Genomic DNA, 20,080 nt, shown 5'->3' on the forward strand with positions numbered 1-20,080 from the left:
TGAGCAGCCAGTCAACTCCGGTTGCTGTGCTCCGGCGGCGATCAGCCTATCTTTCGCTCGCGACATAAATCAGCGCTTCTCTTGGGAATCGGTGTCGTCCTGCCGGGGTGCGTCGTCGTCCGACGCCGCCTGCTGGCCGGCAGGGTCGTAGCGTTCGGCGGCCGCCTCGTCGCCGGGCGGGTAGAGCGGGCCCTTCTGGCCGCAGCCGGCCAGGACCAGGCCGAGGGCCAGGGCGAGGGCCAGGGCGGCAGGGAGGAGCCGTCGCATCAGGCCTGGCCCCCCAGGCTCGCCAGGGCGTCACGCGCCCGCTGGGCCGCGGCCCGCACCTGGTCCGGGGCGGTGCCGCCGATGTGGTTGCGGGCGGCCACCGAGCCCTCGAGGGTCAGCACCTCGAAGACGTCGGCCTCGATGGTGTCCGAGAACTGCCGGAGCTCCTCGAGGCTCATCTCGGAGAGGTCCTTCTTCTCCCTGAGGCCGAAGGCCACGGACTGGCCGACGATCTCGTGGGCGTCGCGGAAGGCCACGCCCTTGCGCACCAGGTAGTCGGCCAGGTCGGTGGCGGTCGAGAAGCCGCGACGGGCGGCCTCGGCCATGCTGGCCTTCTTCGACTCGATGGCCGGCGCCATGTCGGCGAAGGCGCGCAGGCAGCCCTTGACGGTGTCCAGGGTGTCGAACAGCGGCTCCTTGTCCTCCTGGTTGTCCTTGTTGTAGGCCAGCGGCTGGGACTTCATCAGGGTCAGCAGGCCCATCAGGTGGCCATAGACGCGGCCGGTCTTGCCGCGCACCAGCTCCGGCACGTCGGGGTTCTTCTTCTGCGGCATGATCGAGGAGCCGGTGCAGAAGCGGTCGGGCAGGTCGATGAAGTCGAACTGGGCGCTGGTCCACAGCACTAGCTCCTCGCTCATCCGCGACAGGTGCATCAGCAGGATGCTGGCGAAGGAGGTGAACTCGATGGCGAAGTCCCGGTCGCTCACCGCATCGAGGCTGTTCTCGGCAGGCCGCTCGAAGCCCAGCAGCTCGGCGGTGACGTGACGGTCGATGGGGTAGGTGGTGCCGGCCAGCGCCGCCGCCCCCAGCGGCAGCACGTTGACCCGCTTGCGACAGTCGAGCAGGCGCTCGTGGTCGCGGGCAAGCATTTCCTGCCAGGCCAGCAGGTGGTGCCCGAAGGTCACCGGCTGGGCGGTCTGCAGGTGGGTGAAGCCGGGCATGATGGTGTCGGCCTCGCGGTCGGCCAACTCGATCAGCCCCTCGCGCAGGCGCGCCAGCTCGGCGGCGACGACGTCGATCTCGTCACGCAGGAAGAGGCGGATGTCGGTGGCCACCTGGTCGTTGCGCGAGCGGCCGGTGTGCAGCTTCTTGCCGGTGATGCCGATCTTGTCGGTGAGCCGCGCCTCGATGTTCATGTGCACGTCTTCCAGGGCGACCGACCACTCGAACTCGCCGCGCTCGATCTCGCCGCGGATCTCGCCGAGGCCCTCGATGATGGCGTCGCGCTCCGCATCGGTCAGCACGCCCACCCTGGCCAGCATGGTGGCGTGGGCGACGGAGCCCTGGATGTCGTGGAGGGCGAGGCGCTGGTCGAAGTCGACCGAGGCGGTGAAGCGTTCGACGAAGGCGTCGGTGGGCTCGCTGAAGCGGCCCCCCCAGGACTGGTTGGTGCCGGGGGTGGAAGGACTCGGGCTCATCGGGCTGGACATCCTGCTTGACGATGGGAGTGGGTGACGGCCGGGGACCGGCCGCAGCACCGCCGCAACGGCGCTGCCTTGACATGGCGGAAAGTGTACCAGAGTCCGCGGGGCTGGCGAGGGGCGTCGGGGCAAGGTCGTCGGGGCCCGCCCCGATTTTTCCTGCCTCGCGTGGTGCTTTATGATGACGCATATCCATATCATCACCGGGCGCCGGCGCACCCTGCGCTTTCGGCAGGCCAACCGGTACGGGAGAACCACGTGCAAGCCATCACCACCCTGCGAATCGCCACCCGCAAGAGTCAACTGGCCATGTGGCAGGCCGAGCATGTCCGCGACCGCCTGATGGCCGCCCATCCCGGCCTGCAGGTCGAGCTGGTCGCGATGTCCACCCGCGGCGACAAGATTCTCGACACGCCGCTGGCCAAGGTCGGTGGCAAGGGGCTCTTCGTGAAGGAGTTGGAGGAGGCGATGCTCGACGGTCGTGCCGACATCGCCGTGCACTCCATGAAGGACGTGCCGATGCACTTCCCCGAGAGCCTGGGTCTCTCCGTGATCCTCGAGGGCGCCGAGCCCACCGACGCCTTCGTCTCCAACCACTACGCCTCGCTGGATGAGCTGCCCGAGGGGGCCCGCATCGGGACCTCGAGCCTGCGCCGCGGCCTGCAGATGCGCGAGGCGCGCCCGGACCTCGAGGTCTTGAGCCTGCGCGGCAACGTCCAGACCCGGCTCGGCAAGCTGGATGACGGCGAGTTCGATGCCATCCTGCTGGCCACCTCCGGCCTGCGTCGCCTGGGGCTCGAGGAGCGCATCACCATGGAGCTGCCGCCCGAGGTCTGCCTGCCGGCCTGTGGTCAGGGGGCGCTGGGCATCGAGTGCCGCCTGCACGACCCCGAGCTGCTCGCCCTGCTGACGCCCCTGGACGACGAGGTCACCGCGACCCGGGTGCGGGCGGAGCGCGCCATGAACACCCGCCTGGAGGGCGGCTGCCAGGTGCCCATCGGCGGCCACGCGGTGTTCGAGGATGACGGCCATACCCTCTGGCTGCGGGCCCTGGTGGGCAACCCGGAGGGGACTCGCGTGCTGCGCGCCGAGGGCCGTGGTTCCATCTACGAGCCGGAGGCGCTGGGCATCCGCGTGGCCGAGGAGCTGCTCGACCAGGGTGCCGGCGAGATCCTCGCCGAGGTCTACGGCGCCGGCTGATGGCGGACCTTCCGGTACTGATCTCCCGCCCGGGCGAGCGGGCAGGCCCGCTGGCCGCCGCCATCGAGGCCCGCGGCCTGCCCGTCGAGCGCCTGGAGATCATGCACCTCGAACCGCTGCCGGAAACCCCGGCGGTGCGTACCGCCTGGCTGGACATCGACCACTTCCACAAGGTGGTGGTGGTGAGCCCCTTCGCCGCCGAGTGCCTGGCGGCGGCGCTGGATCACTACTGGCCCCAGCTGCCGGTCGGTATCGACTACTATGCGGTAGGGGCGTCCACCGCGGCCATCCTGCACCGGCGCCTGGGGGTGCGTGTGCACGTGCCGTCGCCGGTCGCCGGCGAGGACACCAGCGAGGCGCTGCTGCGCCTCGCCTCGCTGCAGGCCCTGGAGACGCGGCGCGTGCTGCTGGTGGCCGGCGAGGGCGGGCGGGCCCTGCTCGCCGACACCCTGGCCGCGCGGGGCGCCAGGGTGACCCGCCTGGCGGTCTATCACCGCCGTCTCCTGGATCCCTCGCGGTCCATGCAGGCGCGGCTGGCAGAGGGCAATTACCGCGCACTGGTGGTCAGCAGCGGAGAAATCCTCGAACATCTGGCAAGATGGTGTTCGGATGCCGCCTTGAACCAACCGCTAATCGTTTCCAGTGCGCGGTTGGCTACACTGGCCGGCAGGCTGGGGTTTCGTTTCCCCGTCGTGGCGTCGGGTGCCACACCTGCCGCTCTGGCGGTCGCGGTCGCCAGGAGCAGCGCCCCTGAGGAGGCCGATGTCGATCATGATGATCTCGAAAAGGGCTAGCGACAGATGAGCAAGCAACCAAACGAGCAGGACGAACAGCAGACGCCGTCCGGTGCGGAATCGGCGACCTCGGACAGCCAGGCGGGTGGCGAGGCCGACAAGGGCGGCGGTTCGTCCTCCCGGCGCTCGCGTCGTCGGGGCAAGGGCGGGTCATCGGCGCCGGCCGCCGGAGAGGCCAAGCAGGAGGCCACCGCCTCCGCGAAGGCGTCTAGCGAGCCGGCCGCTGCTGCCGCGACCCCTTCCTCCAGCGCCGCCGCGCCGGCGAAGGAGGAGGCTGCCGCGGGCAGTGCCGCCGACAAGGCCGACAAGAAGGCTGACGACAAGAAGGCCGCCTCCGCCGACCAGCCCAAGAAGGACACGACCGCCGCCGGCAAGTCCGGGGCGCAGGGTGCTTCCTCCGGCAAGCCGGCAGCGCAATCCCCGTCCACGGCCAAGGCGGAGACCGCCGGCAGCGGACAGTCCCCGGGTGGCCCGGCCGCCACCGCGACGAGTGACGGCGGCAAGGGTGGCGGCAAGTCCGGGGTCCTGGCCCTGGTGCTGGTGATCCTGCTGGCCATCGGCGTGGCCTTCTTCGGCTGGCAGGCCTGGCAGAAGCTCGAGGCCCAGCAGCAGCGCCTGGCCTCGCTGCCCGCCGATGTGGCCAGCCAGTCCGCCCTGGGCGACCTGCAGGGTAAGCTGGAGAGCGCCGAGTCCGAGCGCAACGCGGCCCTCGACTCCGCCATCTCCGATCTTCGCGGCGAGTTTGCCGACTATCGTGGCAGCGTCGACGAGACCCTGGACAAGGTGCTTGACGAGCTCTCCCGCGAGCAGGACACCGACGAGCGCGACTGGCTCCATGCCGAGGCGGCCTACCTGCTGCGCCTGGCCAACCAGCGCCTGCAGCTGGAGCGCGATGTCGAGGGCGCCGCGGCCCTGCTGCGCACCGCCGATGCGCGCCTGCTCGAGGCCGACAACCCCGCCCTGATGCCGGTGCGCCGCGAGATCGCCTCCGAGCTCGCCGCCCTGCAGTCCGTGCCGAAGGTCGACCGCACCGGTCTCTACCTGGCACTCAACGCCCAGCAGGAACAGATCGCCGGCCAGCCGCTGGCGCAGGACATCGAGGAGATCACCGGCGACGCCACCATCGAGGAGGCGCCCACCGGCGGCTGGCAGGAGCAGCTGTCGCGCTTCGGCAACGAGCTCAAGGACCTGGTCACCGTGCGCAAGCATGACCAGGCGCTCGAGGCGCTGATCGGTCCGGAGCAGGAGTCCTACCTGCGCCAGAGCGTGCGCCTGGTGCTCGAGCAGTCCCAGCTGGCGCTGCTCAAGGAGGAGCAGGACCTCTACGAGGCCAGCCTCGACAAGGTCCTGACGCTGATCCGTGGCTACTACGATACCGATGTCGAGGGCGTCCAGTCGGTGATCTCGCGCCTCGAGGAGCTCAAGCAGCGCAGCATCCGCCCCGAGCTGCCGGACATCAGTGGCTCCCAGCAGGCGCTGGCGACCTTCATCGAGCATCGCTTCGAGAGCCGCGCTGCCGGACAGGCCAGCGGTGGCCAGGGAGATGACGCATGAGAAAGCTGATCCTGATCGTGGTCCTGGGCCTCGCGCTCGGGGCGCTGTTCGGCCAGCTGATGATGTCGGTGCCGGGCTACTGGCTGGTGCGGGTGGGCGACACCTCCTACCAGACCTCCTTCTGGTTCGGCCTGGTCATCCTGCTGGCCGTCTTCATCGTGCTGCACTTCGGCCTGCGCCTGCTGATGCGGCTGACCCGTCCGGTCAGCCGCTTCAAGGTGTGGAACAGTCGCGCCCGCAATCGCAGCGCCATGAAGCGCACCGTGCGGGGGCTGGTGGCCCTGGCGGAGGGTCGCTGGAAGCGCGCCGAGAAGTCGCTGGTCAAGGCCGCCGATGACTCCAGCACGCCGCTGGTCAACTACCTCTCCGCGGCCCTCGCCGCCCACTACCAGGGGCGCTACGAACAGGCCGACACCCTGCTCAAGCGCGCCCACCTCAGCACCGAGGGCGCCGATACCGCGGTGGGCATGATGCAGGCCCAACTGATGCTGGATCGCCAGCAGTACGAGGAGGCGCTGGCGATCCTGACCCGCCTGGACCGCCATCTGCCGAATCACCCCCAGGTCCTCAAGCAGCTCAAGCAGGCCTACCTCAGCGTCAGCGACTGGGATGGGCTGCGCCGCCTGATGCCCCGGATGGGCGCCCTGCAGCTGATCTCCCGCGAGGAGCGCGAGCAGCTCGAGCAGCGCGCCTACCGCGAGCTGATCGGCCAGGAGGCGCGCAATCCCGGCGACATCGAGCGGGTCCGCAACCTCTGGGCCGACATGCCCGACCACCTGCGCACCAACACCGACCTGGTCGTGCTCTATGCCGAGGCGCTGGTGCGGGGCAACCAGGAGGGCATCGCCGAGCGACTGCTTCGCCATTCGCTCAAGGAGCACTGGGACAGCCGCCTGGTGCTGCGCTACGGCCTGCTCGACGTGGATGCCCGTCGCCAGCTGGTGGTGGCCGAGAAGTGGCTGCAGGAACGGCCCAACGATCCGGACCTGCTGCTCACCCTGGGGCGCCTGGCGCTGCGCAATTCCTACTGGGGCAAGGCCCAGGAATACTTCGAGGCGAGCCAGCGCCAGCGGCCCAGCGGCGTGACCTGCGCCGAACTGGCCCGGCTCTACGCCAACCTGGGCGAGCACCAGAAGAGCCAGCTCTTCTACCGCCAGAGCGTCGAGCTGCTCGACAAGTCGCTGCCGGCGCTGCCGCAGCCCAGCGAGGAGTCCGACAAGGAGAAGCGCAAGACGGCCTGAGGCCGCTCGACCCGCGACTCCTCCTCCACGGGGCGCCGGACGGCGCCCCGTTTTGCTGTCCGGCGAATGCCGGCTGACACCCGGCAGGCCGCCTGCATCGTCGGCATCGCGGGTGCCCGGCACCCGGTCGCGGGCCTGACCGGCTCCGTCCCGCTCGTTGGCTCAGGGCGCCGGCGATGCCCATCCGTCGAGGCGGATGACGCTCCCGCGAGGCGCGTCGTCGCCTGCACATACGCCAGCGGGGCTGCCGAAAGGCAGCCCCGCTGGCGTATGGGGAACGGGAGCCCGGGGGCTCCGCTCCGCTAGACGTCGTCCTCGCTGGGCTGGCGATGGTCGGGGTCGGCGATCTCCTGGATCCCCTCGGCAGGCTCATCGGCACGGGCGGCCTCTGGCCGACGTTCCCGCGCCGAGGACTCCAGCACCCGCACGTTGGCCGCCGGTGAGCGGCCCTGCTTGTCCTCGCCGAAGTACAGCGTGGTGTGCGGGAAGGGGATCTCGATGCCGGCCTCGTCGAAGCGCAGCTTGACCAGGCGGTTGTAGGCACGTCCCACCGCCCACTGGTCGCCGGGCGTGGTCTTGATGACCACCCGGATGTTCACCGAGCTGTCGGCCAGGGCTACCACGCCGGCCACGGTGAGGGGCTCCAGCAGCTTGTGGCCATGCTCCTCGGAGGCCTTGAGGTCTTCGAAGGCCAGCTTGAGCTGGTCGATGGCCTCGTCGATGCTCTCGCGGTAGGCGATGCCGTACTCGCCGACATGGTTGCCGAACTCGCGCATGTAGTTGGACACGGTGTCCACGCTGGAGAAGGGCACGATGTGGTAGGTGCCGGAGAGGTCGCGGATGCCCACCGAGCGGATGCTCAGCTTCTCGGCCGTGCCGGTGATACCGCCCACCGTGACCACGTCGCCGGTGTTCATGGCGTTCTCCACCTGGATGAAGATACCGGTGATGATGTCCTGCACCAGCTTCTGGGCACCGAAGCCGATGGCCAGGCCCAGCACCCCGGCACCGGCGATCAGTGGGCCGATGTTGATGCCGATCTCGGAGAGCACGATCATCGCCGTCATGGTGATCAGGGCGATGGCCAGGGCGTTGCGGAACAGGGCCAGCAGGGTCTGGGCCCGCGCCGACGGCACGCCGCCGCCGGTCTCGGGACTGAGCTTGTGCTCGATCAGGCTGGCCAGGCCCAGCCAGACCGCCGCGGCCACCACCAGGATCACGAACACGCTGACGGACTTGCCGATGAGCTCGCGGCCGGCCTCGGAGGCGTACCAGCCCGCCAGGTCGAAGGCCCCCCAGGCGCTCAGCACCACCATGATCACCGTGATCAGGATGATCGCACGGATGATGCGCAGGGCATTGGGCACGTAGCTGTTGAGGCGGGGCTCGAGCATCGGCAGCTTGCGCCGCAGGTCGTCGGAGAGCCGGATCCGGCGCCCGATGGTCTGGGTCAGGAAGGACGACACCAGCATGCCAACCACCACGGTCGCCAGGGTCTTGAGAGTGGCGAAGAGCACGTAGGGCAGGGCGTCCGCGGGCCGGGTCAGGGTGAGGCCCAGGACCATCACGAAGTAGGCCAGGGCGAACAGGTGCCAGGTGCGCGCGAACAGCTGCAGGGAGACCCGGGTGGCGGCCATGCTCGCCTTCCGGGCCTTTTGGTCGAGGGCGTCACGCAGCCGCCTGCGGTTGCGCAGGACCACCACCACGGCGTAGAGGAAGGCGCCGATCATGATCAGGGTGCCGACGCTCTGGCCCAGGGTGGGGGCCAGGTAGGCGCTGATCAGCGGCACCACCACCATCAGCCCGTAGCCGACCAGGCCGATGAGCCGGGCGATCCAGCGGTTCCAGTAGGAGGCCTCGTCGGCGGAGATCGGCAGCAGGCGCAGCCCCTCGTAGCGGGACGAGAACAGCATCCGCACGCCCGCCTTGAGCAGCTCGATCACCAGGAAGGCGTTAAGGAACAGGGAGGCACGGGTGGAGAGCGCGCCGGTCTCGCCGACCGCGAAGGTCGCGACCAGGTTGCCACCGACATAGGCGAGCGCCACCACCAGCACGTCGATCAAGGCGGCCAGGGCCACGCAGAGCACCAGGCGCAGCACCGGGTTGAGCCCCTGGCCGTTGAGCGACCACTGGCTGATGCGGGTGAAGACCGGCTTGGCCAGCCGGCGGATGATCAGGAAGAGCACGACGGTGGCCAGGATCACCAGGCCCAGGTTGATGGTCGCCTCGGTGAAGGCCGCCATGTCGAAGCTGCTGGCCGCCTCGGCGCTGCCTGAGAACAGCCCGGAGACCGCCTCCGCCACGTTGGACAGCTGGGTGCCGACGTCGCCGGCGATCTGGCTGGTGGCCTGGGCCAGCTGACGAGGCAGGGAAGGCTTCTCGGCGGCGGCCGAGGACGCTGCGCTGGCCGCCTCGGCCGCCGGGGTATCGGCGGCCAGGCCGCGCAGCTGCTCGATCAGCTGCTGCCGGCTCTCGGCGTTCTCGAGCAGGTCGGCCAGGGTGGAATAGGCCGGCGGGGCGTTGCCGGGGTCGGCTTGCTGGGCCTGGGCCGGGATGGCGAATGCCACCAGGGCCATCAGCAGCCAGCCGAGGATGGCAGTAAGGGCTCGCATTGGGATCACGCGGTGACCTCCGTCTCTTGGCGTGTTGGCGATGAGGTGTCGGGGCGTTTGCTCTCTGTCGGCATGATAAGGGTTCGGGGTCACGACCACGACCCGGCTACCGTGAGGCAATTTTATGTACAAACATTGTACATCATGGCTCGGGTATGCCACTATCGTGTCATTGCAGCGGCCCGGGTCGCTGCCCCGAGCAAGGCAAGCATGCGATACTCTTGGCCACCCCACGCGGGTGGCTTTTTTTCGTGACGATGTCCTGACGTGCATTGCTGGGGAGTGGGATGGATCTCGACCCGTTGACACTGCTGGCCGTGGCCGCCGGAGGCGGGCTCGGTGGCATGGCGCGGCTGGCCGTGGGCAACGCCGTGGCGCATCGCCTGGGGGCCGGCTTTCCGTGGGGAACCCTCGCGGTCAACCTCAGTGGCGCCCTGCTGATGGGGGTGCTGGCCGGCCTGCTGGACCCGACATCGTCTTCCCCGGGACCGGCGTGGTCGCTGCTGGCCGTCGGCCTGCTGGGGGGCTATACCACCGTCTCCTCGTTCAGCCTGCAGACCCTGACCCTGGTCCAGCAGGGCCGGGGTGTCGCCGCCATGGCCTACGGCCTGGCGACCCTGGTGGCGGGGTTCGCGGCCCTGCTGGTCGGTGTCTGGCTGGCGGGAGGTCCGGGATGATCGCCTGGCGGGCCTATGGCGTGGTGGGGCTCGGCAGTGCCCTGGGCGCCGCGCTGCGTTACCTCGTCGGATTGGCGCTGGCGGGTCCGGCCTTCCCCTGGGCCACGCTGGCGGTGAATGGCCTCGGCTCGTGGCTGATCGCCGGCTTCGCCGCCTATGCCGCCCACCGGACCAGCGGCCGGGTGGCGCGCTGGCAGCCCTTCCTGGTCGGGGGGTTCTGCGGCGGCTTCACCACCTTCTCCCTCTTCGGCCTCGAGACGCTCCAGCTGCTGGCGGCCGGTCGTCCCTGGCTATCGCTGGGCTATGTGCTGGCCAGCGTGCCGCTGTGGCTGGCGGCGGCCTGGCTGGGGCACCGGGCCGGCCAGCGGGCGGCGGCGCGGGACTGACCTCGTCCCGCCGTCAGGGACCGGGCTCAGCCCTTGGCGCCCCGCTTCGCGGCCTTGTTCTTCTCAGACGCGTTCTTCCCTGATGTTTCCGGCGCCGGCGCGTCACCTCCGGCTCCGGCCTGCTCGGCCGGCGGGGTGAAGTGCTCGCGCAGCAGCGCCAGCAGGCCCTGGGTGGAGGCGTCGAAGTCCTGGCTCCGGGCATCGATGCGCTCGCTGATCTCGCCGGCGATGCGCTTGCCCAGCTGCACGCCCCACTGGTCGAAGGAGTTGATGTTCCAGATCACCCCCTGGACGAATACCTTGTGCTCGTAGAGCGCGATCAGCGCGCCGAGGTTTCTCGGCGTGAGCTCGTCGAGCAGCAGCACGCTGGAGGGACGATTGCCCGGGCAGCTGTAGGGGTCGAGCCGGCTGCCGGTCTGGCTGCCCTCCATGAAGGCATTGGCCTGGGCCAGCATGTTGGTGAGCAGGGCGAAATGGTGGTCCTCGACGCCGGGCTCGGGCTTGAGCGAGGCGATGAAGTCGATGGGCACGTAGCGGGTGCCCTGGTGCAAGAGCTGGAAGAAGGCATGCTGGCCGTTGGAGCCGGTCTGTCCCCAGACGATCGGCCCGGTCTTGTAGTCCACCGGGTGGCCGAAGATGTCCACCGACTTGCCGTTGGACTCCATGTCGAGCTGCTGGAGGAAGGCCGGCAGCTGATGCAGCGCCTGGTCGTAGGGCACGATGGCCTGGGTCTCGGCGCCCTGGAAGTTGATGTGCCAGATGCCGATCAGCGCCATCAGCACCGGCATGTTCTCGGCGAAGGGCGCGGAGAGGAAGTGCTGGTCCATCGCGTAGGCGCCCTCCAGCAGCTCCATGAAGCCGTCGAAGCCGATGGAGAGCGCGATGGGCAGCCCGATGGAGGACCACATGGAGTAGCGCCCGCCGACCCAGGCCCAGAACTCGAAGACGTTCTCCTCGCGGATGCCGAAGGCCATGGCCGCCTGGCGGTTGGTGGAGGCGGCGACGAAGTGCGCCCCCACGTCGGCGTCCGGGCCGGCCTGCTCCAGGAACCAGCGCCGTGCGGTATGGGCGTTGAGCAGCGTCTCCTGGGTGGAGAAGGTCTTGGTGGAGACGATGAACAGGGTGGTGGCCGGGTCCAGGCGGCTGAGCACCTTCTGGATGTGGGCGCCGTCGACGTTGGAGACGAAGTGGAAGCCGAGCCCGGGCTGGCGATGCTTGAGCAGCGCCCGGCAGGCCATGTTGGGGCCGAGGTCCGACCCGCCGATGCCGATGTTGACCACGTCCGTGATGCGCTGGCCATCAAAGCCCGTCCACTCGCCGTTGCGTACCGCCTCGGAGAAGGTGCGGATCTGCTCGCGGGTGCGCTGGATCTCCGGCATCACGTCCTGGCCGTCGACCATCAGCGGCCCCTCGCCGAGGTTGCGCAGGGCGGTATGCAGCACCGGGCGGTCCTCGGTGACGTTGATGATGTCGCCGGAGAACATCTGGGCGCGGCGCTGGACCAGGGCCGAGTGCTCGGCGAGCTCGATCAGCTTGTCCAGCACCTCGTCGGAGACGGGCTGCTTGGAGTAGTCGAGGAAGAGCCCGCCGACGCGCAGGCTCATCTTGTCGAAGCGCTCGGGGTCAGCGGCGAAGTAGTCGCGGATGCGGTCGTCGGCGGTCTTCGCCTGCAGGCCCTTGAGGGCCTGCCAGGTGACGCTGCGGGTGAGTTGGAACATGGGTGACCTCTCGGGGTGTCGTTGTCGTCGAGCGGCGCGTGATGCGTGGCGGGCTACCGGTCGCTGCGGGCCGATAGCCAGGCGCCGGCATCGGGAATGGTCATCTCGTAGTCCCGGTCGAGCCAGGGGGAGCTGACCAGGAAGTCGGCGCTGGCCGGGTTGCAGGCCACCGGGATGTTCCACAGGGCCGCCAGGCGCAGCAGGGCCTTGACGTCGGGGTCGTGGGGCTGCGGCGCGAAGGGGTCCCAGAAGAACACCAGCAGGTCGAGCCCCTGCTCGGCGATGCGGGCGCCGATCTGCTGGTCGCCGCCCAGGGGGCCGCTCATCAGGCCCTCCACCTCTAGGCCCAGCTGGCGCGAGATGCGACCCGCGGTGGTGCCGGTGCCGATCAGGGCGTGGCCGGCCAGGGTCTGCTGCCAGCGGGCCACCCACTCGAGCAGTTCGTCCTTCTTGCCGTCGTGGGCGACCAGCGCGATGCGCTTTCTGGCCGGCAGGGTCCGCGTCACGTTCCGCGGGGGGCGGATCTCATTCATGGCGGGCCTCCACGGCGAGGGCCTTCAGGGTGTTGGTGCCGCCGTGGGCGTTCATGTGGTCGCCCCGGGTGAGGATCACGTGGTCGCCGGGCGCGGCGATGCCCTGCCGGATCAGCAGCGCCAGGGCCTGGTCGTTGAGCTCGGTGGCGCCCATCTCGCTGGTGTCGAAGGGCAGCGAGACCACTCCGCGGTAGAGCGCCATGCGCCGCTGGGCGATCGGGTTGTGGGCCAGCCCGACGATGGGCAGCCCCGAGCTGATCCGCGAGGCGATCAGCGGCGTGTAGCCGGACGCGGTCATGCAGGCGATGGCGGCCACCCCGGCGAGGTGGTTGGCGGCGTACATGGCGGACAGCGCGATGGTCTCGTCGATCCGGCTGAAGCCCTCGTGGATGCGGTGGCCGGACTCCTGGATGCGCCGTTCGCGCTCGGCGCCCAGGCAGACCCGGTCCATCGCCTCCACGGTCTCCACCGGGAAGTCGCCGGCGGCGGTCTCGGCGGAGAGCATCACCGCATCGGTGCCGTCGAGCACGGCGTTGGCCACGTCGAAGACCTCGGCCCGGGTGGGCAGCGGCGAGTCGATCATCGACTCCATCATCTGGGTGGCGGTGATCACCGCGCGGTTCAGCGTGCGGGCGTGCTTGATGATGCGCTTCTGGGTGCCGATCAGCTTGGCGTCGCCGATCTCCACGCCCAGGTCGCCGCGGGCCACCATCACCGCCTCGCTGGCGCGGATGATGCCGTCCAGGGTGTCGTCGTCGGCCACGGCCTCGGCGCGCTCGAGCTTGGCCACCAGGCCGATCTCGGCGCCTGCCTCGCCGAGCAGCTCGCGGGCCTCGACCATGTCGGCGGCGCTGCGCGGGAAGGAGATCGCCAGGTAGTCGACGCCGATCGCCACGGCGGTGGCGAGGTCGGCCTTGTCCTTGGCGGTCAGCGCCGGGGCGGAGAGGCCGCCGCCCTGCTTGTTGATGCCCTTGTTGTTGGAGAGCCGGCCGCCCACCACCACGCTGGTGTGGATCAGGTGGTCGGCGACCCGGTTGACGTCGAGCACCAGCCGGCCGTCGTCGAGCAGCAGGCGGTCGCCGGGGCCGACGTCGTCGGCCAGGGTCTTGTAGTCGCAGCCGACGCGGGTCTCGTCGCCCTGGTCGCTGCCCAGGCCCATGTCGAGGATGAAGGACTGGCCCTCCTCGAGGGTCACGGCGCCCTCCCTGAAGCGGGCGATGCGGATCTTGGGGCCCTGGAGGTCGCCGAGGACGGCGACACTGCGCCCCAGGCGCTCGGCGATCTCGCGCACCCGGGTCAGGCGCTGGCGGTGGTCGTCGGGGCTGCCGTGGGAGAAGTTGAGGCGCACCACGTCGACGCCGGCTTTGAGCATCGCCTCCAGCACGCCCTCCCGGTCGCTGGCCGGGCCCAGGGTGGCGACAATCTTGGTGCGGCGGATGGGGGTGTGCAGCGGGGTGGTCGACATGTCGGTGCTCCTCCGGAGACAGTGCTTGTTATCTGGTCACCATACCGTCTTAGCGGTAAGTTTACTACATTGCCGCTCGACCCCGAGGGCCCGGGGCGCACTCCCCTGGAAGGGAAAGAGTGGCGTGGAATGGCGCGCCGTGCCCTCAGGCATCTGCCGCGGGGCGAGGGTTCGAGCCGCACCATATGTTGTAAAGTTACTAAAAAGTTCTTGAGCGCTGGGCGCGACTGGTCCACATTATAGGGCACATGATACGTGGCCCACCGCGCAGGGAAGGGCGCGCCGACGGGCTCGCCATGAGCCGGACGCCCGCCAGGACACCTCTCGCCCATCGGCTCAGCCACGACGACAGAACGCACTGGACCGAGGAGAATAACGCCATGACGCTCAAGATCGCCATCAACGGCTTCGGCCGCATCGGCCGCAACGTGCTGCGGGCCCTCTACGAGAACGGCTACCGCGATCGCGTGAAGGTGGTCGCCATCAATGACCTCGGCGATCCGGCCCTGAATGCCCATCTGCTGCGCCATGACACCGTGCATGGTCACTTTCCCTTCGCCGTCGATCACGACGAGGAGAGCATGACCGTGGACGGCCAGCGGATCGCCATCCTCTCCGAGCGAGACCCCGCCGCCCTGCCGTGGAAGGCCCTGGGGGTCGACCTGGTGATGGAGTGCACCGGCCTGTTCGTGAAGCGCGAGGCGGCCGCGAAGCACATCGCGGCCGGCGCGGAGCGCGTGCTGATCTCCGCCCCCAGCCCGGATGCCGACGCCACGGTGGTGTACGGCGTCAACGAGGACGTGCTCACCGCCGAGCACAAGGTGGTCTCCAACGCCTCCTGCACCACCAACTGCCTGGCCCCGGTCGCCAAGGCGCTCAACGACGCGGTGGGCATCGAGAACGGCCTGATGACCACGGTGCACGCCTACACCAACGACCAGAACCTCTCCGACGTCTACCACAAGGACCCCTACCGGGCCCGCAGCGCCACGCACTCTATGATCCCGACCAAGACCGGCGCGGCGGCGGCGGTGGGGCTGGTGCTGCCCGAACTCGCCGGCAAGTTCGATGGCCTGGCGGTGCGCGTGCCGGTGATCAACGTCTCCCTGGTGGACCTGACCTTCAATGCCGGTCGCGACACCACCAAGGAAGAGATCAACGAGATCGTCGCCCGGGCGGCCGAGGCGTCGCCGGTGCTGGCGGTCAATGCCCAGCCGCTGGTCTCCATCGACTTCAACCACGACGCGAACTCCTCGACCTTCGACACCAACCACACCCGGGTGAACGGCCGCCTGGTCAAGGTCATGGCCTGGTATGACAACGAGTGGGGCTTCTCCAACCGCATGCTGGACACCGCCCTGGCCATGCACGATGCCTGAGCTGGCCAAGCCTTGACATCGGGGCCCGCCGGGGCTTCGATAGGGACGCCGGAGCGACACGCCGCTCCGGCGTTTTCATGTCCATGACAGGGTGTCCCAGTGCTACCTGACTATTCCTGTCTTGCGTGGACAGTGATCATCTTCTCAACCTACCTGACCGGCGTATCCAAGGGCGGTTTCGCCGGCGGATTCGGGACGCTCTCGGTACCCCTGATGGCCCTGGCCATCGGCCCCATCGAAGCGGCCGGTCTGCTGCTGCCCCTCCTGCTGGTCATGGATGCCTTCACGGTCAAGGCCTGGTGGGGGCATCATGACGTGGCGGAAGTGCGGCGACTGGTGCCGGGGATGGCCATCGGTGTCGTGATCGGCACCCTGGCGATCGGCAGTCTCGATGAGGATGGGGTGCGCTTGCTGTTGGGCCTGATGTCGCTGGTGTTTGCGCTCTACATGCTGGTTCGTCCCGCGGTGTCACGGCCCATCTCATCCAACTGGGCGCTGCCTTCGGGCATCGGCTGCGGCTTCACCAGCTTCCTGGCCCATGCCGGGTCACCGCCCCTCAATCTCTACCTGATTCCTCGACACTTGAGCAAGGAGTCCTTCATCGCCACCATCGCGATCGCCTTCGCCGTGGTGAACCTGATGAAGCTCGGCCCTTACCTCTGGCTGGGCGAGATCAACCTCACGAGTGCCTGGGCCTCTCTTGTGCTGGTGCCGGTGGCCTGGTTCGGGGTGAAAAGTGGCATCTGGCTGCAGCACCGGGTCAGCGAGTGGCTCTTCTATCGCCTGGTGGTCCTGGCCATGGCCATCGTCGGCGTGCAGCTGGTGGTCCAGGCGCTGGGATGAGCCTCACGCTGGGATATGCCAGGTCGCCGGACACTCCCTCGAGTGGAACAGATACTGGGCGGTGGTGGCGTTGCGCCGCTCGGCGAGGACCTCGCGTCCCTCGCTGAGCCCCGCCAGCAGGGATGCTGTCGGGTATCTCACGGTCAGCAAGGTCAGGTCGTCCCGGCGCACCACCGCGAAGTCGGCACACAGCGATGCGACCAGCGGCTCCAGGCGGGCGGGGTGACTGTCCAGGCAGAGCGAGAGGCGCATGGCCCCGGCATCGATCAGGCCGGCATGCAGGCCGGCCGTCACGAGTCGGCCCAGGATGTCGTGCTGGCGGGCTTCGTCCATGAAGGCGAAGTCGTGCGGGCGGATCTCCAGCAGTGTCTGCTCCTCGCGGAGCATGAAGGCGGGTACATCGCCATCATGGAAAGCATCCCCGCCGATGGTGCTGCCCGGGGCCTCGAGGGTCAGGAAGGAGCGCACCGTCAGCGGGATCGCCTTCTGCTGAAGGGGGGCCAGGGTCTTGGGGTGGATCACCGTGGCGCCGTGCCAGGCCAGCTCGATCGCCTCGCTGAAGGAGATCCGACCGAACTGAACCGCATTGTCGAAGCGTCGCGGGTCGGCGTTGAAGAGTCCCGGCACGTCCTTCCAGATCGTCACCCCCTCGGCCGCCAGGCAGTGGGCGAGGATCGCCGCGGTATAGTCCGAGCCCTCGCGGCCCAGGGTGGTCGAGGCGCCCTTGGCGGTGCCGCCGATGAACCCCTGGGTGACGCGGATCCGGCCGTCTTCGACGTCCAGGCCGCGCACCCGCTCGGCCGTGGCCGCCCAGTCGACGTTCGCCTCCTGATGGGTGTCATCGGTGACGATCAGCTCCCGGGCATCGCGCCACTCGGTCGTCAGGCCGACCTCGTCGAGCCAGGCGCTGACGATGGTGGTGGAGAGCAGCTCGCCGAAGCAGACGGTCTGGTCGTAGTGGAAGGGCCGCTCGCGTCCCGCATGGGCCCGGTGACGCCGGTCGAGATCGGCGATGAGCGCCTCGACCCTCTGGGCCACGGGATCCGCAGACGCCCCGAAGAGCGCCTCGACGGTGGCGAGGTGGTCGCGGCGCAGACGCTCGAGCCGATCGCGGTAGTCGTCAGGGTCGTTGCCCCGGGCCGCCGCGAGCAGCGCCTCCAGGGCATTGGTGGTCTTTCCCATGGCCGAGACCACCACGACCAGCGGGCGTTCGGGGAAGTGGGCGAGCAGCCGGCCCAGATGGCGGATAGCGTCGGCATCCCGGATCGAGGCGCCGCCGAACTTGAAGACCTGGGTCATGGTGAATCCTCGCACTGTGGCATGACGTCTCTGTCGATACCTTGCGCGAAAGTCGCGAGCGAGAAAAGTGCGAGTCGCCGCCCGGCAGCGTGAATCGATGAGAGGGGCGAAACGACGACAGGCACCCGAGGGTGCCTGTTTGCGTCCTGTCCAAGTGCTTCCGGACGGCGTCAGCTCAGCCGCTGGCGGTAGTCCTCGTAGCCGAAGGTCTTCACCGTGCGCACCTCTCGGCTCGCCTCATCGATCCGGCAGATCGACGGCAGGCGCATGCCGTTGAAGGTGGTGGTCTTCACCATGGTGTAGTGCGCCATGTCGGTGAACACCAGCCGGTCGCCGATCGAAAGCGGCGCATCGAAGCTGTACTCCCCCACCACGTCGCCGGCCAGGCAGGTGAGCCCGCCCAGCCGGTAGGTGTGGGCCTTCTCGCCGGGCTCGCCGGCACCGAGGATCTCCGGCCGGTAGGGCATCTCCAGCACGTCGGGCATGTGCGCCGTGGCCGAGGTGTCGAGGATGGCGATGGTGCCGTCGTTCTCGACGATGTCGAGCACCGAGCAGACCAGGTAGCCGGTGTTGAGCGCGATCGCCTCGCCGGGCTCCAGGTAGACCTCGAGGTGCGGGCGGCGCGCCTTGAAGTCGCGGATCACCCGCACCAGCCGTGCCACGTCGTAGTCGGGGCGGGTGATGTGGTGGCCGCCGCCGAAGTTGACCCAGCGCCTGTCGGCCAGGAGGTGCCCGAAGCGGGCCTCGAAGGCCTCCAGGGTGTGCTCCAGGGCGTCGCTGTTCTGCTCGCACAGGGTGTGGAAGTGCAGGCCCTCGAGGCCGGCGAGATCCACGCCCTCCAGATCCACGGCCCGGGTGCCGAGCCGGGAGCCCGGCGCGCAGGGGTCGTAGAGCGCGACCTTGCCCTCGGAGTACTCGGGGTTCACCCGCAGCCCGCAGGAGACCTCACGGGGGGCCTCGGCCACGGTCCGGCGGTGGCGCTGCCACTGGGCCGGGGAGTTGAAGCTCAAGTGGTCTGCGTACTGCAGCACCACCGCCATCTCCTCCTCGCTGAAGGCCGGCGAGTAGGCATGCACCTCGCCGCCGAAGGTCTCCGCGCCCAGCCGCGCCTCGTCCTGGCCGCTGGCCGTGGTGCCCACCAGGTACTGGCGCACCAGCGGGAAGGTGTCCCACATGGCGAAGCCCTTCAGCGCCAGCAGGATCCGCGCGCCGCTCTGCTCCTGGACCTGGCGCAGCAGCTCCAGGTTGCGGCGCAGCAGGGCGTCGTCCACCACGTAGGCGGGCGAGGGGCAGGCCTCGATGTCGAAGGGGTAAGCCGTCTCGGACATCGTGGATCAGGCCAGCGGGTCGGCATCGGGGTCGAGCTCGACCATCTGCCACGGCAGGCCCATGTCGCCGATGCGCTCCATGAAGGGGTCCGGGTCGAGCTGCTCGACGTTGAACACGCCGTCGCCCTTCCACAGGCCCTCGAGCATCAGCATGGCGCCGGTCACCGCCGGCACGCCGGTGGTGAAGGAGATCGCCTGGGACTGTACCTCTCGGTAGCAGGCCTCATGGTCACAGATGTTGTAGATGTGCACCTTGCGCCGCTTGCCGTCCTTGATGCCGTCGAGGATCACGCCGATGTTGGTCTTGCCCTTGGTGCGCGGTCCCAGCGAGGCCGGGTCCGGCAGCACCGCCTTGAGGAACTGCAGCGGGGTGATCTGGCGCCCCTGGAACTCGATCGGCTCGATGCTGGTCATGCCGACGTTCTCGAGCACCTTGAGGTGGGTGATGTACTTCTCGGAGAAGGTCATCCAGAAGCGGATGCGCTTCAGGCCCTTGATGTTCTGGCTGAGGGACTCGAGCTCCTCGTGGTAGAGCAGGTAGAGGTCCTTCTCGCCGATGCCGTCGAAGTCGAAGGTGCGCTTCTCGGCCAGCGGCGCGGTCTCCTTCCACTCGCCCTCTTCCCAGTAGCGACCGTTGGCGGTGATCTCGCGGATGTTGATCTCGGGATTGAAGTTGGTGGCGAACGGGTAGCCGTGGTCGCCGCCGTTGGCATCCAGGATGTCGATGCGGTGGATCTCGTCGAACAGGTTCTTCTGGCCCCAGGCGCAGTAGATGTTGGTCATGCCCGGGTCGAAGCCGCAGCCCAGGGTGGCCATGTTGCCGGCCTTGGCAAAGCGGTCCTGGAAGGCCCACTGCTCCTTGTACTCGAACTTCGCCTCGTCCGGGTGCTCGTAGTTGGCGGTATCCAGGTAGGGCACCCCGGTGCGCAGGCAGGCCTCCATGATGGTCAGGTCCTGGTAGGGCAGGGCCACGTGGATCAGCACGTCGGGCTGGAAGGACTCGATCAGCGCGACAAGGGCCTCCACGTCATCGGCATCCACCTGGGCCGTCTGGATCGGGCGATCCAGCTGGGCCGCGATGGCGCGGCACTTGTCTTGGTTGCGGCTGGCCAGGCAGATCTCCGAGAACACCTCGGGGTGCTGGGCGCACTTGTGGGTAACGACGCCACCGACGCCGCCGGCGCCGACAATCAGGACTTTGCTCATGGGGTTTCGAATCCAGATCGAGAAATGTTCAACAATGATGGGGCCTTATCGGTGGATGGACCGCCTCGGCGAGCCCGGACCCGATGCCTCCCCGGTCGTACTCATGCGCGGGCCCGGCAGGGCAGGCACGTGTGCGCGATGATGGCGGCGAAGCGAG

The 20,080-nt window shown here is 68.9% G+C and carries 17 protein-coding genes; 8 read left to right on the forward strand and 9 right to left on the reverse strand.

The window, feature by feature from the left end:
• Positions 1 to 69: 69 nt before the first annotated feature.
• Entirely contained in the window at positions 70 to 267 is a 198-nt protein-coding gene (gene lptM, locus BOX17_RS08485) for an LPS translocon maturation chaperone LptM (RefSeq protein WP_071943574.1), read from the reverse strand.
• Positions 267 to 1,685 carry an argininosuccinate lyase gene (gene argH, locus BOX17_RS08490; protein ID WP_071943576.1) on the reverse strand — a complete coding sequence of 473 codons (1,419 nt, stop codon included), beginning with the start codon at positions 1,683 to 1,685 and terminating at the stop codon, positions 267 to 269. Before argH ends, lptM begins: the two co-directional genes overlap by 1 nt.
• Before the next feature lie 261 nt (positions 1,686 to 1,946).
• Between argH and hemC the strand changes: the two genes are divergently transcribed.
• Genes hemC through BOX17_RS08510 form a run of 4 tightly spaced genes read left to right on the forward strand, consistent with a single transcriptional unit; the run spans position 1,947 to position 6,477 of the window.
• Entirely contained in the window at positions 1,947 to 2,888 is a 942-nt protein-coding gene (gene hemC / locus BOX17_RS08495; RefSeq protein WP_071943579.1) for a hydroxymethylbilane synthase, read from the forward strand.
• Entirely contained in the window at positions 2,888 to 3,682 is a 795-nt protein-coding gene (locus tag BOX17_RS08500; RefSeq protein ID WP_071943581.1) for a uroporphyrinogen-III synthase, read from the forward strand. The genes hemC and BOX17_RS08500 overlap by 1 nt, the downstream gene beginning before the upstream one ends.
• A 6-nt stretch (positions 3,683 to 3,688) precedes the next feature.
• Positions 3,689 to 5,236: a uroporphyrinogen-III C-methyltransferase gene (locus BOX17_RS08505; RefSeq protein ID WP_083582117.1), complete on the forward strand. Its 1,548-nt coding sequence runs from the start codon at positions 3,689 to 3,691 to the stop codon at positions 5,234 to 5,236.
• Positions 5,233 to 6,477: a heme biosynthesis HemY N-terminal domain-containing protein gene (locus BOX17_RS08510; RefSeq protein WP_071943583.1), complete on the forward strand. Its 1,245-nt coding sequence runs from the start codon at positions 5,233 to 5,235 to the stop codon at positions 6,475 to 6,477. The genes BOX17_RS08505 and BOX17_RS08510 overlap by 4 nt, the downstream gene beginning before the upstream one ends.
• A gap of 302 nt (positions 6,478 to 6,779) precedes the next feature.
• On the opposite strand, the gene ybiO is transcribed toward BOX17_RS08510, so the two are convergent.
• A complete protein-coding gene (gene ybiO / locus BOX17_RS08515; protein WP_071943585.1) occupies positions 6,780 to 9,098 on the reverse strand; it encodes a mechanosensitive channel protein in 2,319 nt (772 codons plus the stop codon).
• A 278-nt stretch (positions 9,099 to 9,376) separates the two neighbouring features.
• Here ybiO and crcB point away from each other — a divergent pair, with 278 nt between their 5' ends.
• Both crcB and BOX17_RS08525 read left to right on the forward strand, forming a co-directional pair.
• A complete protein-coding gene (crcB, locus tag BOX17_RS08520) occupies positions 9,377 to 9,766 on the forward strand; it encodes a fluoride efflux transporter CrcB (protein ID WP_071943587.1) in 390 nt (129 codons plus the stop codon).
• Positions 9,763 to 10,152: a fluoride efflux transporter FluC gene (locus tag BOX17_RS08525; RefSeq protein WP_071943589.1), complete on the forward strand. Its 390-nt coding sequence runs from the start codon at positions 9,763 to 9,765 to the stop codon at positions 10,150 to 10,152. Before crcB ends, BOX17_RS08525 begins: the two co-directional genes overlap by 4 nt.
• A 26-nt stretch (positions 10,153 to 10,178) precedes the next feature.
• On the opposite strand, the gene pgi is transcribed toward BOX17_RS08525, so the two are convergent.
• Genes pgi through pyk form a run of 3 tightly spaced genes read right to left on the reverse strand, consistent with a single transcriptional unit; the run spans position 10,179 to position 13,868 of the window.
• The gene (pgi, locus tag BOX17_RS08530; protein ID WP_071943591.1) at positions 10,179 to 11,870 is read right to left on the reverse strand and encodes a glucose-6-phosphate isomerase; all 1,692 of its coding nucleotides are present in this window, start codon (positions 11,868 to 11,870) and stop codon (positions 10,179 to 10,181) included.
• 53 nt (positions 11,871 to 11,923) lie between these two features.
• Complete coding sequence (locus tag BOX17_RS08535) at positions 11,924 to 12,403, reverse strand: methylglyoxal synthase (RefSeq protein ID WP_071943593.1); 480 nt, start codon at positions 12,401 to 12,403, stop codon at positions 11,924 to 11,926.
• The gene (pyk, locus tag BOX17_RS08540) at positions 12,396 to 13,868 is read right to left on the reverse strand and encodes a pyruvate kinase (RefSeq protein ID WP_071943595.1); all 1,473 of its coding nucleotides are present in this window, start codon (positions 13,866 to 13,868) and stop codon (positions 12,396 to 12,398) included. Before pyk ends, BOX17_RS08535 begins: the two co-directional genes overlap by 8 nt.
• A gap of 380 nt (positions 13,869 to 14,248) precedes the next feature.
• Here pyk and gap point away from each other — a divergent pair, with 380 nt between their 5' ends.
• On the forward strand, positions 14,249 to 15,247 hold the full coding sequence (gene gap, locus BOX17_RS08545) for a type I glyceraldehyde-3-phosphate dehydrogenase (RefSeq protein ID WP_071943597.1): 999 nt from the start codon (positions 14,249 to 14,251) through the stop codon (positions 15,245 to 15,247).
• A gap of 99 nt (positions 15,248 to 15,346) precedes the next feature.
• Positions 15,347 to 16,090 (forward strand): sulfite exporter TauE/SafE family protein, encoded by a 744-nt coding sequence (locus tag BOX17_RS08550; RefSeq protein ID WP_071943599.1) that lies wholly within the window; start codon positions 15,347 to 15,349, stop codon positions 16,088 to 16,090.
• Between the two features lie 3 nt (positions 16,091 to 16,093).
• Here the strand turns inward: BOX17_RS08550 and BOX17_RS08555 are convergent, their stop codons facing one another.
• The 3 genes from BOX17_RS08555 to BOX17_RS08565 all read right to left on the reverse strand — a co-directional run bounded on the left by BOX17_RS08555 (position 16,094) and on the right by BOX17_RS08565 (position 19,923).
• The gene (locus BOX17_RS08555; RefSeq protein WP_071943601.1) at positions 16,094 to 17,389 is read right to left on the reverse strand and encodes an aspartate kinase; all 1,296 of its coding nucleotides are present in this window, start codon (positions 17,387 to 17,389) and stop codon (positions 16,094 to 16,096) included.
• Between the two features lie 170 nt (positions 17,390 to 17,559).
• Complete coding sequence (gene nspC / locus BOX17_RS08560; protein WP_071943603.1) at positions 17,560 to 18,717, reverse strand: carboxynorspermidine decarboxylase; 1,158 nt, start codon at positions 18,715 to 18,717, stop codon at positions 17,560 to 17,562.
• Between the two features lie 6 nt (positions 18,718 to 18,723).
• Positions 18,724 to 19,923, reverse strand: a complete 1,200-nt coding sequence (locus tag BOX17_RS08565) for a saccharopine dehydrogenase family protein (protein WP_071943606.1) — start codon at positions 19,921 to 19,923, stop codon at positions 18,724 to 18,726.
• Between the last annotated feature and the right edge of the window lie 157 nt (positions 19,924 to 20,080).

It is taken from the genome of Halomonas aestuarii (assembly GCF_001886615.1).
Lineage (GTDB): Bacteria > Pseudomonadota > Gammaproteobacteria > Pseudomonadales > Halomonadaceae > Halomonas > Halomonas aestuarii.